This is a genomic window from Sorangiineae bacterium MSr11954, from assembly GCA_037157815.1.
GTDB lineage: Bacteria > Myxococcota_A > Polyangia > Polyangiales > Polyangiaceae > Pendulispora > Pendulispora albinea.
The window spans coordinates 1744102-1759562 of record CP089984.1; the positions used below are offsets into that span (position 1 = coordinate 1744102).

At 68.0% G+C, this 15461-nt stretch carries 19 protein-coding genes; 8 read left to right on the top strand and 11 right to left on the bottom strand.

Annotated elements, in window-relative coordinates; all coding sequences use genetic code 11:
* Positions 1–180: 180 nt before the first annotated feature.
* On the bottom strand, positions 181–1026 hold the full coding sequence (locus LZC94_07195) for an AraC family transcriptional regulator (GenBank protein ID WXB17052.1): 846 nt from the start codon (positions 1024–1026) through the stop codon (positions 181–183).
* A complete protein-coding gene (gene moaA, locus LZC94_07200) occupies positions 1026–2027 on the bottom strand; it encodes a GTP 3',8-cyclase MoaA (protein ID WXB17053.1) in 1002 nt (333 codons plus the stop codon). Before moaA ends, LZC94_07195 begins: the two co-directional genes overlap by 1 nt.
* 87 nt (positions 2028–2114) lie before the next feature.
* Between moaA and LZC94_07205 the strand changes: the two genes are divergently transcribed.
* From LZC94_07205 to LZC94_07220, 4 genes are read left to right on the top strand one after another with little or no spacing between them, the layout of a single operon-like run.
* Positions 2115–2621 (top strand): MogA/MoaB family molybdenum cofactor biosynthesis protein, encoded by a 507-nt coding sequence (locus tag LZC94_07205; GenBank protein WXB17054.1) that lies wholly within the window; start codon positions 2115–2117, stop codon positions 2619–2621.
* 7 nt (positions 2622–2628) lie between these two features.
* A complete protein-coding gene (moaD, locus tag LZC94_07210; GenBank protein ID WXB17055.1) occupies positions 2629–2880 on the top strand; it encodes a molybdopterin converting factor subunit 1 in 252 nt (83 codons plus the stop codon).
* A 54-nt stretch (positions 2881–2934) separates the two neighbouring features.
* Complete coding sequence (locus LZC94_07215; GenBank protein WXB17056.1) at positions 2935–3141, top strand: hypothetical protein; 207 nt, start codon at positions 2935–2937, stop codon at positions 3139–3141.
* Entirely contained in the window at positions 3138–3365 is a 228-nt protein-coding gene (locus LZC94_07220; protein WXB17057.1) for a hypothetical protein, read from the top strand. Before LZC94_07215 ends, LZC94_07220 begins: the two co-directional genes overlap by 4 nt.
* 3 nt (positions 3366–3368) lie before the next feature.
* Here LZC94_07220 and LZC94_07225 read toward each other — a convergent pair whose 3' ends face one another.
* The 7 genes from LZC94_07225 to LZC94_07255 all read right to left on the bottom strand — a co-directional run bounded on the left by LZC94_07225 (position 3369) and on the right by LZC94_07255 (position 8064).
* Entirely contained in the window at positions 3369–3914 is a 546-nt protein-coding gene (locus tag LZC94_07225; GenBank protein ID WXB17058.1) for a molybdenum cofactor biosynthesis protein MoaE, read from the bottom strand.
* Between the two features lie 2 nt (positions 3915–3916).
* The gene (moaC, locus tag LZC94_07230) at positions 3917–4345 is read right to left on the bottom strand and encodes a cyclic pyranopterin monophosphate synthase MoaC (protein WXB20358.1); all 429 of its coding nucleotides are present in this window, start codon (positions 4343–4345) and stop codon (positions 3917–3919) included.
* Between the two features lie 119 nt (positions 4346–4464).
* Complete coding sequence (locus LZC94_07235) at positions 4465–5676, bottom strand: molybdopterin molybdotransferase MoeA (GenBank protein WXB17059.1); 1212 nt, start codon at positions 5674–5676, stop codon at positions 4465–4467.
* 34 nt (positions 5677–5710) lie between these two features.
* Positions 5711–6673 carry an EF-P lysine aminoacylase GenX gene (genX, locus tag LZC94_07240; GenBank protein WXB17060.1) on the bottom strand — a complete coding sequence of 321 codons (963 nt, stop codon included), beginning with the start codon at positions 6671–6673 and terminating at the stop codon, positions 5711–5713.
* Positions 6670–7305, bottom strand: a complete 636-nt coding sequence (locus tag LZC94_07245; protein ID WXB17061.1) for a TetR/AcrR family transcriptional regulator — start codon at positions 7303–7305, stop codon at positions 6670–6672. The genes genX and LZC94_07245 overlap by 4 nt, the downstream gene beginning before the upstream one ends.
* A gap of 75 nt (positions 7306–7380) precedes the next feature.
* Complete coding sequence (gene sctS, locus LZC94_07250) at positions 7381–7638, bottom strand: type III secretion system export apparatus subunit SctS (GenBank protein ID WXB17062.1); 258 nt, start codon at positions 7636–7638, stop codon at positions 7381–7383.
* A 54-nt stretch (positions 7639–7692) separates the two neighbouring features.
* On the bottom strand, positions 7693–8064 hold the full coding sequence (locus tag LZC94_07255) for a hypothetical protein (GenBank protein ID WXB17063.1): 372 nt from the start codon (positions 8062–8064) through the stop codon (positions 7693–7695).
* Between the two features lie 114 nt (positions 8065–8178).
* On the opposite strand from LZC94_07255, the gene LZC94_07260 reads away from it, so the two are divergent.
* Positions 8179–8970, top strand: a complete 792-nt coding sequence (locus LZC94_07260) for an SDR family oxidoreductase (protein ID WXB17064.1) — start codon at positions 8179–8181, stop codon at positions 8968–8970.
* Positions 8971–8973: 3 nt separating this feature from the next.
* Here the strand turns inward: LZC94_07260 and grxD are convergent, their stop codons facing one another.
* Entirely contained in the window at positions 8974–9282 is a 309-nt protein-coding gene (grxD, locus tag LZC94_07265; GenBank protein WXB17065.1) for a Grx4 family monothiol glutaredoxin, read from the bottom strand.
* A 274-nt stretch (positions 9283–9556) separates the two neighbouring features.
* On the opposite strand from grxD, the gene LZC94_07270 reads away from it, so the two are divergent.
* The 3 genes from LZC94_07270 (at position 9557) to LZC94_07280 (ending at position 13816) form a co-directional block, all read left to right on the top strand.
* Positions 9557–11032: a hypothetical protein gene (locus LZC94_07270; protein ID WXB17066.1), complete on the top strand. Its 1476-nt coding sequence runs from the start codon at positions 9557–9559 to the stop codon at positions 11030–11032.
* Positions 11033–11063: 31 nt separating this feature from the next.
* A complete protein-coding gene (locus LZC94_07275) occupies positions 11064–12722 on the top strand; it encodes a class I SAM-dependent methyltransferase (protein ID WXB17067.1) in 1659 nt (552 codons plus the stop codon).
* A gap of 146 nt (positions 12723–12868) precedes the next feature.
* A complete protein-coding gene (locus LZC94_07280) occupies positions 12869–13816 on the top strand; it encodes a hypothetical protein (protein WXB17068.1) in 948 nt (315 codons plus the stop codon).
* Positions 13817–13822: 6 nt separating this feature from the next.
* On the opposite strand, the gene LZC94_07285 is transcribed toward LZC94_07280, so the two are convergent.
* Complete coding sequence (locus LZC94_07285) at positions 13823–15346, bottom strand: oligopeptide:H+ symporter (GenBank protein WXB17069.1); 1524 nt, start codon at positions 15344–15346, stop codon at positions 13823–13825.
* Between the last annotated feature and the right edge of the window lie 115 nt (positions 15347–15461).

Consider the following 15461-nt stretch of genomic DNA (forward strand, 5'->3'; position numbering starts at 1 on the left):
AACGATCTTGCGCAGCCTTGCGCCGCCGCCCGTGGTGACGAGGAGCACGACCCCCGCCGCACCCGCGATGGGCGCGAGCTCCAGGTCGAACGGGGCCGGGCCGCCCCCATGCTCCGCCGCTCGCCGCGCCGGGCGGCGAACCGTTCGCGGCCGCGCCCGACGTCGACTTCCGACCTCGACTCAGGGACGGAGGGCGAAGCGGGCGGGGGTTACCCCGGTGATGCGCTTGAAATGCCGCGTGAGGTGCGCCTGATCGGCGAAGCCGACGGTGGCTGCCACGTCGGCCAAGGCCATGGGCCCCCGCGATCCGCGCAAGAGACGGCACGCTTGCGTGACCCGCCGCTGGACGACGTAGCGGTGGGGGCTCATGCCGGTGGTGCGCGCGAACAAGCGCGCGAAGTGGAAGTCGGACATGCCGGCGCACTGCGCGAGATCGCCCAAGGTGAGCGGCTCCGCGAAATCGGCTTCTACTCGGTCGATCGCGCGAAGGATGCCGGCGGGGGCATCGGGGCGCGGGCGCGGCAGCACCAGGGTGCCCTCCGCGTGGCGCTCGACCAAGGTGGTGAGCAAGCCCGCGAAGCGCGACTCGCGTTCGAGCTGCGACTCGCCGCGCTCGGAGGCCACGTGCATCGCGCGCATGGCAAAGGCGAGCGCCGGATCGCGAAGCACGGTCTGACGAAAGTGCGGGAGGCCCTTCACCCCGGCGGCCTCCGCGGCTTCGGCGAACACGCGCGCCGGGATGTAGAACATGCGGTACTGCCAGCCTTCTTCGGTGCCGCGCTCGCCGGTGTGCGCTTCGCCCGGCTCGACGATGACGACCTCGCCCGCGGTCGCCACCCGATCGTGGCCGCGGTAGCGGTAGGCCTCCACCCCGTTTTCGATCAGGCCGATCGCGTATTCATCGTGCACGTGCGGCGAAAAGTGGTGCGAGACGAACCGCGCGAGCAAAAACTCGGTGCCATCGAGCTCCGGGTCCCGCCAAAAGCGGGCTTGCTCGGCGCCGCAGCTCGCGTCGTGGCCTGCCATCAGCCGCCGATGGCGCGGATCGAGACCGAGGCGGCGCTCTCCTCTGTGCAGCCGCGAAAGGTCTCGCCGTCGGGTTTCATCGTCCACGCCTCTTGAAGAAGCGCATCGATGCCGACGACGTCCCCCGCGCGCGCGGCCTGCTCGGCGGCCACGCCGTCGTTCGTCGCCAGGCACGGGCGCAGCACGCCGTCGCTGGAGACGCGCAGCCGGTCGCACCCTTTGCAGTACGTGTCGGTGGTGCCGCTGATGAAGCCGACCTTGCGCCGCGGATCGTGGCGCGCGCGCACGTAGCGCGCGGGGCCTCGATCGTGCTCCCGCTCGGGGGGCTCGTCGACCAGCAGATCGGCCAGGCGCGCGCGCATCTCGGCCGCGGGCACCACCCGGTCGCGCATCTTGGCGCCTTCGCCGATGAGCATCACCTCGAGGAAGCGCGGTACGATCCGGCGCTCCCACGCGTAGTGGACCAAGGCCGGGAGCTCGTCGTCGTTCTCGCCGCGCAGCACCACGGCATTGAGCTTCACCTCGTCGAAGCCGGCCGCGCACGCCGCCTCGATGCCCTCGAGCACCGGGGCGAGCTCCCCGCCGCGCGTGAGCCGCGCGAAGCGCTGGGGGTCGAGCGTGTCGAGCGAAATGGTGATGCGCCGGAGGCCCGCGTCTTTGAGCGGACGCGCCAGCTTGGTGAGGCGGGTGGCGTTGGTGGTGAGCGCCAGATCGTCCAGGGAAAGGGCCCCGAGGCGGCGTACGACCTCCACCACGTCGCGGTGCAGGAGGGGCTCACCCCCCGTCAAACGAACGCGCCGGACGCCTGCCCGAACGAGCCCGGCCGCCATGGTGGACCAGGCCTCGAGATCGAGCCTGCGCTCCAGATAGCCCTCGCTGCGATTCGGGCGACAATAAACACATGCCAGATCGCAGCGATCGGTCAGCGAAAGACGAACCGATCGCGGCTGGGCGCGGCCTTCGCGGCCGCTTTCGGTTTTTGCAATCGGGAGATGGAACAACGTGGTCTCGGCCCCTTGCTTCGTCTACGTACGAAGCTCAAACGCGTATCATGCGTCCACAACTCAGTTGTGGGAAGGGGCTCTCTCATGCCAAGCGCGATTCGTATCGTCACCGTCACGGTGAGTGATACACGAACGGAAGATACGGACGAGTCTGGTAAAATCCTGCGGGAACGCCTCGAGTCCGCGGGGTTTGGGGTGGCGGGACACCGCATCGTCCGCGACGAGCCCGACGTGATCGTCGAGCTCGTGCGGGGCTTTGCCAGCGAGCCCCCGATGGACGCCGTGATCCTCACCGGTGGCACCGGCATCGCACCGCGCGATCGCACCTACGAGGCGCTCGAATCCTTGTTCGACAAGCGCCTCGATGGCTTTGGCGAAGCCTTCCGCCGCCTCTCGTGGGACGCCATCGGGCCGCGTGCGATCCTCTCGCGCGCGACCTCGGGCGTGGTGGGACGCACCGTGGTCTTCTCACTTCCCGGGAGCACCAACGCCGTGCGTCTAGGGGTCGACGCGCTCATCGCACCGACCTTGGAGCACGCCGTCGCACTCGCGTCGGGAAAAGGTGGGCACCATCACCATGGGGCCAAGTAGAGGCCCCATGCGCATCCGCGTTCTCTACTTCGCCGCCGTGCGCGAGCTCGTCGCGCTCGACGAAGAGTCCTTGGACCTGCCCGAGGAGGTCACCACAGTAGGTGCATTCTACACGTACATCGCGCAGAAGCACCCGGAGCTCGCCGGTCGCTTGGCGCACGTCCGCGTCGCGCGCAACGAGGTGTTTGCGACGGCCCGCGAGTCGATCGCGCCGGGCGATGTGCTGGCGCTGATTCCCCCGGTGTCGGGGGGGGCCTGAGCTGAGCAATAAAAAGCCCTGTTGGGTGCGGTGGGGGGTGCTACCTTGTCGAGCATGAAGTCAAGCGCAAAGATGAAGGCGAGCGCGCCCTCCCGGGAGGAGCATCCGGCCCTTCGCGCCTTGCATCACGCGCCGAAGGGCGAGGCGCTGACTGTCGAGGAGCGCGCCCGCCGAGAGATGGTGCGACGCGATCCGCGGCCCGCTATTGCGCACGAGCAGATCAAGAGGGAGCTCGAAGAACGCCGCCAGCGTGGTGAATGAATATCGCATGGGGGGCGGACGCCTATGCGGATTGGCGTCGCCTGAGATTCGCGGACGCCGAGGCGGTGGCCACCGCCGTCGAACGCTGGGCGTCGACCGGTGAAGGGCTCGTCTATGCCGCCGGCGGCGGTGAATTCCGGCTCTTCGTCGGCCGGCACGTGGTCGTGTTCTTCGTGACCGAACGCGAGCCCACGATGCATGTCTGGCACGTGCACCGCGCCTGAACTCTACGCCTCGTGGTCCGCGTGCTCGTGCGGTGCATGCTCGTGCGCCGCGTGGTCGTGGTCTGCGTGCTCGTGCGCCGCGTGGTCGTGGTCTGCGTGCTCGTGCGCCGCGTGGTCGTGATCGGGGCTGCAGCGGGCATCGACCCAGCCCACCCACCATGCGCCGTGGGGGCCGTATTCGCGTTTCCAGATGGGGACGCGCTCTTTGATGCGATCAATGAGGAGGCGGCAGGCGCGGAAGGCTTCGTCGCGGTGGGGGGCGCTGGCGGCGCAGACGACGGCGATGTCGCTGACGGAGAGGGCGCCGACCCGGTGGAGGGCGGCGAGCTGGACGCCGGGGATTTCGCCCTCGATTTCGGCGGCGATGCGCGCGAGCTCGGCGCGGGCCATCGGCAGGTACGCTTGGTATTCGAGCTTGACGACGGCGCGGCCCTCGTTCTGCTCGCGCACGACGCCGAGGAAGGTGGTGACGGCCCCTGCGCCTGCGTGGGATACGTGCGCGACGGCTTCTTCGGATGCGATGGGGTCCTGCCGGATGTCGAGCAGCATGGTTAGATCTTCCGTGAGTAGTCGCCGGTTTTTCCGCCCGACTTTTCGAGCAGCGCGACGTCGTAGGTGATGGCGCGGTCCACGGCCTTGAGCATGTCATAAAGCGTCAGCGCCGCGAGGCTCGCGCCGACCATCGCCTCCATTTCGACCCCCGTGCGATCGCGCGCCTCCGTGGTGCACTCGATGTCGACCCCATCGGCGACCGGGGTCAGCTCGACGGTGACCCGCGTGAGCGCGATGCCATGGCAGAGCGGGATGAGCTCCGGTGTGCGCTTGGCCGCCATGATGCCGGCGATGCGCGCTGCAGCGAGCACATCCCCCTTTGGCGCCGTGCCCGACTGAACCAGGCGCGCCGTTTCGGGCTTCATGCGCACGCGCGCCCGCGCCCGCGCGCGGCGCACCGTGATGTCTTTGGCACCAACGTCGACCATGTGCGCTTCGCCGCGATCGGACAAATGCGTGAGCTTCGGCTCGGCGGAGTCGTTCGGTACCGTGTCGCGTGCGCCATCGCTCGACCCTTCGTCGCGCTCCTCGTTCTTCGATTGTTCGTTCACGCTCCCAGCTCCTCGAGCAAGTAGACCTCGACGTCGTCGCCCACGCGAAGCTCCGCGCAGTCGGCAGGAATGGCGAGGAGCGCATCGGCGCGGGCGAGCGCCGCCATCGCGCCGCTGGCTTGGTTGTCCAGCGGGGTGGCGATCCAGCTGGCGCCGTCGCGGACGAGCGCGGCGCGCGCGAACTCGAGCCGCCCGGGCTCGCGCGACACCGATCGACCGGCGCGCGCCCAAAAGGCGCGGGGAAGGGGATCGCCGTCGCCTTGCATGGCGCGCAGAAGGGGAAGGCCGAAGAAGGCGAAGGTCACCATGGCCGAGACGGGGTTGCCGGGGAGCCCCAGCACGATGCCGTTGCCGCGCGTGCCGACCGCCAGCGGCTTTCCGGGCTTCATGGCCACCCGGTAGAAATTCAAATCGACCCCAATCGCCTCGAGCGCCGGACGAACGCGATCGTGATCGCCCACGCTCACCCCGCCCACCGAGATCACCACGTCGGCGCCGGCCAGCGCGGCCTCGAAGGCTTGCTTGGTCGCCTCTAGATCGTCGCGCACGAACGGGGCCACCGCCACCATCGCCCCCGCGCGGCGCGCCATGGTCGCGAGGCCCACGGTGTTCGAGTCGGCGATGGAGCCCGGCGGGCCCGCCGTTCCCGGGGAGCGCAGCTCGTCGCCCGTGGCCAGCAGCACCACGCGCGGCCGGCGGAACACCGTGAGCCACGCGCGATCGACGGTGGCCGCGAGCGACACGTGCGCCGCGCGCAGCCGCGTACCGCGCGCGATGGCCACGGCGCCCGCGCGAAGATCGTCGCCGCGCCGGCGCAGGAATTGTCCTTCCTTCACCGGGCGCACGAACCGCGCGCGATCCCCCGCGCGCTCCACGTGCTCTTGCATCACCACCGCGTCGGCCTCGAGAGGGAGGCTCGCCCCCGTGAAGATGCGCGTCACCGCCCGGGGCTCGAGCCGCGCGGGGGCGCTGCCTCCCGCCCGGCTCTCCCCGAGGACCGGAAATTCCCAGGGACCGTCGCCCGCGAAGTCGGCCGCGCGGACCGCGTACCCGTCCATCGTGCTGGCATCGAACGCCGGGACGTCGACCGGGCAGAGCACATCTTCGGCGAGCACTCGCCCATGAGCTCCATCGAGCCCCACCCGCTCGGCCCCCATGCGCGGCGCGAGCCCGAGCACCCGTTCTTGTGCATCGCGAAAGTTCAACATGCGGGAACTGTATCGCGTGTTCGGCGCGTGTTCGTCAAAGCTCGTCGTCGGCGAACGCCATGACCTCGCGGATCGCGGTCGTCCCCGATGCGACCGCGATGAGCCGGTCGAGCCCCACGGCGTTTCCGCCCGAATCGGGCATCCCGCGCTCGAGCGCCTGGAGAAACCGCTCGTCGATGGGGTAAACCGGCAGCCCGCGCTCCCGGCGATCGCGCTGATCTTGCTCGAAACGCGCGCGCTGCTCGACCGGATCGGTGAGCTCGCCGAAGCCGTTGCAGAGCTCGACCCCTGCCACATACAGCTCGAAGCGCTCCGCCACCCGCGGATCGGCGGGCTTTTTTCGAGCGAGCGAGGCTTGCGGTGCCGGGTACTCGGTGAGGAACAGCGCGTGGTCGAGCTCGGCGATGCGCGGCTCCACCTCGTCGACCAGCACCCGGAAGAACCGATCTTCGTCGGACGTGGCCATGGCGAGCGTCTCGTCCGGCGCGATCTTCGCGAACCGCTCGTACGCCTCGCACAGCGTCATGCGCGCAAAGGGCGCGCGGGTGGCGATGCGGCGGGCGCCCAGGCGAACTTCGCCGCCGGTGACCGCTTCGACGAGCTCCTCGGTGTCCCGCATCACCTCCGGGACCCCGGCGTTCGCCCGGTAAAACTCGAGGATCGTAAACTCGGGGTTGTGGCGCGAGCCGAGCTCCCCCTGCCGAAACGCCCGCGTGATCTGAAAGATGCGCGCGTAGCCATCGGCCAAAAGGCGCTTCATTTGATACTCGGGCGACGTGCTCAGATAACGCCCGCCCACCTGAAACGCCTGCAGGTGCAGATCGAGCCCCGGCGACGGGATCAAGAGCGGCGTATCCACCTCGAGAAAGTCCCGCTGCTCGAAGAACGCGCGCACCTGCCGCACGATCTCCGCGCGCCTCCGGAGCAGCTTCGCTCCCGCGTTCGACCCTGCGGGCCCCGCGTTCGGTCCGGCCGACCCCGCGTTCGCCGAGCTCACGGCTGCAGCCCGCGCAGGAGCACGTCGGAGAGCTGCCGGGCGGAGCGCGCCAGCGCCCCTTGCTCGGCGCGGCCAAGGGCCCAGAGCAGCGCGATTCCATCGAGCGCACCGAACGTGGCGCGCGCCACCAGGTGCGGCGAGATATCCTTTCGGAAGTCGCCGGCGGCTTGCCCCTCGGTGACCACCTGCGCGATGGCGTCGAGGTAGGCCCCGAACTTGGGCGCGGCGTACTCCTTGATGAGCTTGGACGACTGCCGGATGATCACGGTGATGACCTCCGCCAGATCGCGCTCCCCCTCGAGGAGACCGAGCTGCATCTCGATGACCCGACGCAGCTTCGCGGGCGCATCGGGGAGGTTGGTGAGCTCCACGTTCATGTGGGCCAGGAGCTTCTCGACCCGGTCCTCGAACAGCGACACCAAGAGCTCGTCCTTGGATCGGAAGTACAGGTAGATGGTGCCGTCGGCCACGCCCGCAGCTTTGGCCACCTCGCTGACGCGCGTGCCGTGAAAGCCGCTCTTGGCGAACACTTTGACGGCGGCCGCGAGGATGCGCTCGCGTTTGTCGCCACCGCGTGTTCGCGCGGGCTTCGCATTGGGCTTCGGCCCGGGAGGGGGAACGGGTCGTCGCATTCGACTGACTGACGATTCAGTCACTTCGCCGACGTAGCAAAACGTATGCTAGAGGTCAATGAGCCAACGTGGGAATCAACGTGCGGCGAGGAAGACATGCTCCGCATAAGCAGCGAGCTGATGCGCCATCCATGGGCCTAAAACCGCCAAAACGGCCACCACGGCCAGCAATCGGGGTAGGTGGGACAAGGTGGGGTCTTGAATCTGCGACGCGGCTTGAAAGGCGGCGACCAGAAGCCCCACGATGGCCGCCACCGCGACCACGGGCAGCGACAGCACCACGGTGAGCATCAGCGCCTCCTGGGCGTGCTGAATCAAAGACCCAATCGGCATCGGCTCACCCGTCCCACCCTTTCCACCTACGGTTCAATGCGTCGATAAAATTGCTCAACCGGCGCTGTCGGCGGCGTCGGCGTCGCTACCCGAGTCGACGGGGGCATCCGTTTGGGCGTCGGTTCCCGTGTCCGCGGCGTCCGCCCCGGTGTCGGCGCTGCCGTCGGGCGGTGAGGGATCGCTCGGGTTGGCGCTGCGGATGCACTCGGAGACGGTGCTGGGGCGATCCGTGGGGCAGCAGCGGAAGTTGAAGCGGTCCGTCTCGCCGGCGTTTACGCGGATGCACTGCAGGCCCGCCGCACAGTCGCTGTCGCCATTTCGGCTGTCGCAGCGCTCTCCTTCGGCTTGATCCGAGCAGCCGGGGGCGAAAAGGGCTCCGAGAGCTCCAAAGGCGCAAAGGGCGAGGACGAAGAAGCGGGTACGCACGGGCAGGAGGTGTACCCGAAGTTGTTCCGCTTGAATAGAAAGCAGTAGCGGCCGATGCGCGCACAATCGCTATGGGACCCCGCCAGCGATCACGCTACAAGCGAGGGCAACACCATGAAACTAAGCGAGCTGAAGGTCATTGTTACGGGCGGAGCGCAGGGAATGGGGCGTCACTTTGCGGCGCGGCTCGCGGAGGGGGGCGCTCAGGTCGCGATCGCCGACGTGCTCGAGGTCGATCGCAAGGCCGTCGCCGACGAGGCGAGCGCGCTCGGGGGCGGCAACGCGGGCGAGCTTTTGGGCCGGCTGCACGCGCGCAAGGTCAATGTGGCGGACGAGAAGGAGGTGGGCGAGCTCGTGGAGTGGGCGCACGCGGAGATGGGCGGCTTGAACGCCGTCATCAACAACGCGGGCATCCTGCGCGATGGGCTCCTCGTGAAGAAGGACAAGGAGACCGGCAAGGTCAAGACCCTCAGCCTGGAGAACTGGAACGCCGTCATCGGCGTCAACCTCACGGGCGCCACCTTGGTCGTGCGCGACGCGGTGAAGAAAATGGTCGAGACGGGCACCCGCCCCGGCGTCATCGTGAACATGTCGAGCATCGCGCGCCACGGCAACCGCGGGCAATCGAACTACTCGGCCGCCAAGGCCGCCTTGGCCGCCAACACCCGCACGTGGTCGGCGGAGTTCGCCCCGTTCGGCGTTCGCGTCGGCGCGATCGCGCCCGGCATGATCGAAACGCCGATGACCCAAGGGATGAACCAGAAAGCGCGCGACGCCTTGGTCGCGGCCATCCCGGTCGGGCGCATCGGCGTGCCGGAGGACATCTGGGTCGCCGTCAAATTCGTGCTCGAGTGCGACTACTTCAACGGCCGCACCATCGACGTCGACGGCGGTTTGAGCTTTTAGCCCTTACGACTTGAGCACCTTCGCGAGCTCACCGGCGGTGTGCATTTCCGTGACGATATCGCACCCGCCGATGAACTTTCCGCCCACGTAGAGCTGGGGGATGGTCGGCCAATTGGAGAAATCCTTGATTCCCTGGCGAATCGCGGGATCGGCCAGCACATTGACCGTTTCGAAGGCGATCCCTTCTTTCTTGAGAATTTGCACGACGGCGTTGGAAAAGCCGCACTGTGGGAAGTTCTTCGTCCCCTTCATGAAGAGGACGACATGATTGGTTTGAACGAGCTCCTGGATGCGCGCGGATACGTCACTCATGGGGCCATCATCATATGTCCGATTGCTGGCGGGAAAAGGGTGGACTGTTTCGGACATCTTCCCCGAATTTCGCTTGCACGCATGGTGCTCGTCACTCATGCAGTAAGCAGCGGCCGCTCGAAGCGCCCGCCGAGAATCGGAGTCGATGGCAGCAACGCAGGCGAGCACATTTGCTCGGACATACAGCGCCGCGGTAGAGCTTGAAGCAACGAGCCCCGACGTGGAGGTCCGCCTCGGGGTCCATGACGCAAGTCGTCTGGAGTGGAGCGTCGCAGTGCCACTCCCTGTACGGGGCGACGTCCACTATGCCATCGACGTCGAGCTCGATATTCCGTCCAATGCCTTTGCGCGCCACGCGCCATGGGACCAGCTGCAGTCGTTTACCCGCTTGGACGGGCCGGAGTTTGGCTGCGGGCGCCCTTCGACCTTCGACCCCGCCGAAGGATCGCGCGCGCACCGCCCGCGCGAAACCCGCCGGGGCCCCGAGGTGGTCACCATCGACTCCCTGCGACGCGACGCTGTGGCCCTCGCGAATCGCCTGGCGCGCGCGAGCGACGGCTTTGCGCGCCATTGCCGGTTCGCCGCTTCGCAGGTCGAACGCGCCACCGTGCAAGACATGGAGGGCGCCCTCGTCATCTGGATCGACGCCGCCATCGCCATGGCCAAAGACGCCCGCTCCAAGCTGGTGCACCGCGAGCTGGAGGAGGAGGCGCAGGAGCTCCGGTGCGAGCGCGCGCTGGTGGACGAGTACGCGAGCGTGCGGCTGCTCGATATGCTCTCGGGGGCCACGCGATCCTTGGAGCTCCTGCTCGACTCGGAGTCACCCGAGGCCGAGGACTTTCCCGCGGTGGTGAACGCGGTGGCCACCAGGGTGGCCGAGGCGCTCGAACGCGAGCTGTCGTACCGCGCCAGCAAGGGCTACGTGAACGCCGACCCCCACGCGCCGGCCACCTCGGAGAAGTACCTGGATCGCGCCAGCCAGCTGAAAAAGCACTTCCAGGAGGTGCTCTTTCTGGAGGCGGAGGTTCACCAGGTCGCGGAGCGGATTCACCACTGGGTGGCGGCGTTCGTGGCGGTGGTGGCCTCCACGTGGGCCTTCGCCTGGCAGGTCGCGCTTTTGAACCACCGGCCCACGACCGGCACCACCGTCGGCTCGGGCCTCGTGCTCTTGGCGGTGATCGCTGGGCTGGTCTACGCGGCCAAGGATCGCATCAAGGAGCTGGGCCGGACCTGGATCGCCGGCAATGTGCACCGCTTTTATGCGCAGCGCGTGGCGCGCTACCGGGCGCCGGCGCGGCGGCTGCCGAAGCGGGACGTGATCGTCAGCGCCCGCGAGTCGTTCGACCAAGAGACCCGCCGCAGGCCCGATCCGCTCAACCCGGTGAGCGGCGCGTCGCGGGAGGGGACGCTCCTGCGCTACATGCACAAGGGCACCGTGTCGCCGCAGCGCGAGCTGGCAGCCTCCGGGGTGCGGCGCATCAAGCACGTCTTCCGCTACGACTTTTCGCCCTTGTTTGCCCGCTTGGACGACGCGGTCAAGCAGGTGCCGGTGCTCGATGGCAACCCGCGCCGCGTGCGGTTCATCGATGCCGCGCGCGTCTACCGGCTCCCGGTGTCCGTACGCGTTCAGTGCGGGGCCACGACGTCGGTCGAGAAGGCCACCCTCGTTTTGCACAAGCGCGGCCTCGATCGCCTGGAACGCTCGGGATCGCTGGACGGAAAAGAGAGCGGCATCGAGCCGGAGCATTGACGAGCAGGCCCAGAGCGTCGAGAAGGGGCGTGTGACGTCCGTCGACCGAGGCCAGCGCGAAGCCATTTTCCCCGATTTTCGTGATGCGTGGATCGTACACCGCGATCCGGCGCTGCTCGTGATCGACAAACCGGCGGGGATCCCCAGCCAAGCGGCCGACCCGGCGCACGCGGACGATGTGGTCTCGCGGCTCAAGGCCTTTGGCGAGTCCTACCTCGGGGTGCATCAACGGCTCGATCAGGACACGTCGGGGGTGATGGTCTTCACCCGCGCGCGCGAGCACAACGCGGCCCTCGCCGCGCAGTTCGAGGGCCGCAAGGTGGAGAAGCGCTACCTCGCGTGCGTCGAGGGGTGGCCGAAGAACAAGGACCGGGTCACCTTGCGCGAGCGCCTGGTGTCGGAGAAGGACAAAAAACCGAAGCTGGCCGTGACCCACGTGGAGGTGCGCAAGCGGCAGGGCACGCGCGCGCTGCTCGAGCTGGTGCTCGAGACGGGGCGCATGCACCAGGCGCGCGTGCAGCTCGCGCACGCCGGGGCGCCCATCGCGGGCGATACGATGTACGGCGGGGTCTATGCGCCGCGCCTCTTGCTCCACGCGCGGCAGATCGCCTTCGCGCATCCGGTGTCGAAGCAGCGCGTGATCTTTTCGGCCCCGGTGCCGTACGAGTTCGAAACATGGCTCCGCGGGGGGGCCTCGCCCGACGAAATGCCGCGCGACGATCGCGGCCTGGGCGAGGCGCTGGAGCGCGCGGTGCTGCGGCGCTACACCCTGGGGCGCAGCGCCGGCGATACGGCCTTTCGATTGGTGCATGGCGAGGGCGATGGGCTCTCCGGGCTGGTCGTGGACGTGTACGGCGATCATCTGGTGGCGGAGTTCCCCTTGGAGTCGGAGGCCGCGCAGCGCGAGCGGGTGCTCGATCGGCTGGCCGCCCTGGGGTTCGCGGGCATCTACTTGAAGCTCCGGCCGCGCCAGTCGAACACCTTGGTCGACACGCGCCGCGACGATCTGGCCCCGCGCGAGCCGGTGCGCGGGGTGGCTGCGCCCGAGGCGTTGGGCGTTCTGGAGGGCGGGATCCCGTACGAGGTTCGTCTGGGCGACGGTCTGTCGACCGGCATCTTCCTCGATCAGCGCGAGAACCGCGCCCGGGTGCGCGCGCTCGCCGGGGGCCTGCGGGTCGCCAATCTCTTCGCGTACACGTGCGCCTTCAGCGTGGCGGCAGCGACCGGGGGTGCCAAGGCTACGGCCAGCGTCGATGCGTCCATGGTGGCGCTCGAGCGCGGTCGCGCCAACCTGCAGCGCGCGGGGCTCTTGAGCGACGCACACACGTTCCACGCCGAGGACGCGTTCGCGTGGCTCGGGCGCGCCGCGCGCCGCGGGCAAAAGTTCGACCTGGTGATCCTCGATCCGCCGAGCTACTCGAAGACGCGGACCCGCCGCTTCGTCGCGGCCGACGACTATCCGGAGCTCTTGGCCAACGCCTTGGCCGTGCTCGATCGCGGCGGTCGGGTCTTGGCGTGCACCAACCACCGCGGCATCTTGCGCGGCAAGTTTCGCAAGCTGCTGGCCAAGGGGGCCGAAATGGCCGGGCGTGAGGTGTGGCAAATGAAGGATCTACCTCTGCCGCGGGAGTTTCCGGTCGCCGCCGGGGGTGAGCCGCACATGAAGAGCGTGCTCCTGACGGTTGCGTAGGGCGCGCCGCCGATCGCGTCCTCGACCTGTAAGGTCGCCGCCCTCCGCCCGTTCAAGCCCTGTCCACGACGCCAGTCGAAGCAGGTTTGGAGAGGTTTGGAGAGGGAGGAGCGCCCATGCGGGTCCTTTTGTGCTTCGTTCTCATAGTGCTCACCGCGTGCGCCGGAGAAAACGCCCGCACGAACGCGCCCAAAGGCCCGGACTACCGCGGATCGGAGTCGATCCACGCCTACGTGTCCACGGCGGAGGAGGCGCCAGCCTCGCCATCGATGGCGCCCCCGCCCGCCGCGCCGCGGTTGACCGCCAAGGCGCCGTCGTCCGACGCCGAGTCCTCCTCCGGAGGTTGGCAAGCGCCGCCCCCGCCCGCCCCCGCGCCGCTCTCCCCCAACGACTCCCCCCGCAACGCGCCAAAGCCCAGCGCCGAGGCGCACACCCGCCCGGGCCTCGGCACCGAGTGGGGCGAGACGCGCTCGTCGTACGTGCGCGACGTCCGCTTCGTGCGCGCCGATCGCGATCGGCCCTTTGCGGTCGCGACCATGAACTACAACGACCGCCGCGGCGTCGACGCGCTGGCCGCGCACGTGGCGGGCCGCGCCCCCATTCGCGACTTCGTGGCCGGCGGCGGCGCCATCACCGTGTCCATCCGCGACGAGAACGGCGAGCCGCTCGACGCCGTGAAGCTCGGCGACCGAACCTTGGTCATCGGCCACCCGGGCGATCGCTACAGCATCGTGCTGATGAACCACACCGACCACCGCTTCGAGGCGGTGGCCACCGTGGACGGGCTCGACGTCATCAACGGCCGCCCCGGCACCCTCGAGAACCGCGGCTATGTGCTCATGCCCTTCGCCACCCTGACCATCGACGGCTTCCGTCAAAGCCACGATGTCGTCGCAGCTTTTCGCTTTGCGAGGGTCGCCGAATCCTACGCCGCCCGCACGGGCAGCGCCCGCAATGTCGGCGTCATCGGCGTCGCCTTCTTCACGGAGGCCGGCGACTCGTTCGAGCCGTACACCGGCCGTGAGCTGTACCTGCGCGACACCGCCATCCCGTTTCCGGCATCCGATCCCCGCTTCGCCCAGCCTCCGCGCTGATCCGCGCTATTCGGCGGCCGCCTCGGCCGAGGCGGGCGCCGTGGCCGTCTTGGCCTGGCTATGCTCGCTATGGGTGGCCGACAAGCGCTTCATCATCGGCAGCAAGATGATGGCGAGCACCGTGCCGCCGACGGCCACGAAGCCCAGCTTGTTGAACAAGTCCGTGTAGAGCGCCAGGCTCTCCATTGGATTGGTCATGTCCTTCGGAATGCTGGCGAGGTTGGCGATGACGCTGCCGAGGTACTGCGAGATGCCCGTGGCCACGTAGTACGCACCCATCATGAAGCCGCCCATGCGCTCGGGCACGTAGCGGGCAATCATCGCCAGACCGAGGCCGCTGACGAGCAGCTCACCCAGCGAGTAGGAGCCGTAGCCCCAAATCATGATCCAGGATGAGACGCGCCCCTCCACCGCGAAGCGACCGCCCACGCCGTAGATGAAGAAGCCGATGGCCACCACCGCAAAGCCCAGCGCGAACTTCCCGGCGATGGGCAGATCCTTGCCGCGTTTTCCAAAGTACGTGTACGACCAGGCCAAGATCGGGCTCAGGACCATGATCCAGAGAGGGTTCAAGGCTTGATACTGCGCCGGCAGCCAGTCGAAGAGGTGGATGCCGAAAATCGAAAACTCCGCGCTCACGTTGCGCAGCGCGAACAGGGCCAGCGACGTGGACATCTGCTGGTAGAAAATGAAGAACAAGAGGGTCTGAACGGTGAGCACCAGCGCCGCGATCAGGCCCGAGCGCTCGCTGCGCGTGCTCTTCGCGATCAGGTAGGCGAAGATGGCGAGGATGACGACGCCTGCAAAATACACACAACCCTTCGCCACGGCGTCGTGTTGCAGGATGAAGGCGACCACGAACAAGGTCACCACGCCCGTTCCCAGCACCGCCGCCAGCTTGCCTTTGTGCACGGGGTGTTTGTCCGGCGGCGAGCCGATATGGGACAGCGTCCGGAACATGAAGGCGTAGTTGATCAAGCCCGTGATGAGCCCGCCCATGCACACGGCGAACGCCACGTTCCAACCCCAGTGGTCCTTGATCCACGGGGTGAGCAGGATCGACACGGTCGAGCCGATGTTGACCGCCATGTAATAAAGGGTGAAGGCGCTATCGATTTTGGAGTCGTCGCCCTCGTAGATCTTGCGCACCAGGTTTCCGGCGTTGGGCTTGAACAAGCCATTGCCGACCACGACCACACCCAGCGCGCAGTACAGGAAGTACTGGCTATCCGTGGGGACCGACAGCAACCCGTAGCCGAGGGCGAGGATGCAGGCGCCAATCATCATCGTGCGGCGCGTGCCGAGCAGCTGGTCGCCGACCCATCCGCCAATGGCCGGCGCCGCGTACACCAGGGCGGTAAACGCGCCCCAGGTCAGGTTGGCCTTGTCATCGTCGAAGCCGAGACGCTCTACCATGAAGTAGATCATCAAGGCCTGCATGCCGTAGTAGCCAAAGCGCTCCCACAGCTCGATGAGGAACACGGTGCTGAACGATCGGGTCTGGGAGACGGGCGGATTCATAGTGGCCATGAATCGCGCCAGAGTAGCGCACTCGGATTGCATTTGGGATACCCGATCCCTTGCCACTGTGCGTCACGAACGCCTTTTCTGTGCCACTTCGAGTTGCGGCCCACCGCGTCGGTGG

Bases quoted from the DNA above. Each gene is read 5' to 3' on its own strand.
- LZC94_07285 (WXB17069.1), bottom strand. From the start codon at position 15,346: ATGGCCACTATGAATCCGCCCGTCTCCCAGACCCGATCGTTCAGCACC.
- LZC94_07245 (WXB17061.1), bottom strand. From the start codon at position 7,305: ATGCGACGACCCGTTCCCCCTCCCGGGCCGAAGCCCAATGCGAAGCCC.
- LZC94_07195 (WXB17052.1), bottom strand. From the start codon at position 1,026: ATGGCAGGCCACGACGCGAGCTGCGGCGCCGAGCAAGCCCGCTTTTGG.
- LZC94_07260 (WXB17064.1), top strand. From the start codon at position 8,179: ATGAAACTAAGCGAGCTGAAGGTCATTGTTACGGGCGGAGCGCAGGGA.
- moaD (WXB17055.1), top strand. From the start codon at position 2,629: ATGCGCATCCGCGTTCTCTACTTCGCCGCCGTGCGCGAGCTCGTCGCG.
- LZC94_07220 (WXB17057.1), top strand. From the start codon at position 3,138: ATGAATATCGCATGGGGGGCGGACGCCTATGCGGATTGGCGTCGCCTG.
- LZC94_07235 (WXB17059.1), bottom strand. From the start codon at position 5,676: ATGTTGAACTTTCGCGATGCACAAGAACGGGTGCTCGGGCTCGCGCCG.
- grxD (WXB17065.1), bottom strand. From the start codon at position 9,282: ATGAGTGACGTATCCGCGCGCATCCAGGAGCTCGTTCAAACCAATCAT.
- LZC94_07225 (WXB17058.1), bottom strand. From the start codon at position 3,914: ATGCTGCTCGACATCCGGCAGGACCCCATCGCATCCGAAGAAGCCGTC.
- LZC94_07215 (WXB17056.1), top strand. From the start codon at position 2,935: ATGAAGTCAAGCGCAAAGATGAAGGCGAGCGCGCCCTCCCGGGAGGAG.
- moaC (WXB20358.1), bottom strand. From the start codon at position 4,345: ATGGTCGACGTTGGTGCCAAAGACATCACGGTGCGCCGCGCGCGGGCG.
- sctS (WXB17062.1), bottom strand. From the start codon at position 7,638: ATGCCGATTGGGTCTTTGATTCAGCACGCCCAGGAGGCGCTGATGCTC.
- LZC94_07205 (WXB17054.1), top strand. From the start codon at position 2,115: ATGCCAAGCGCGATTCGTATCGTCACCGTCACGGTGAGTGATACACGA.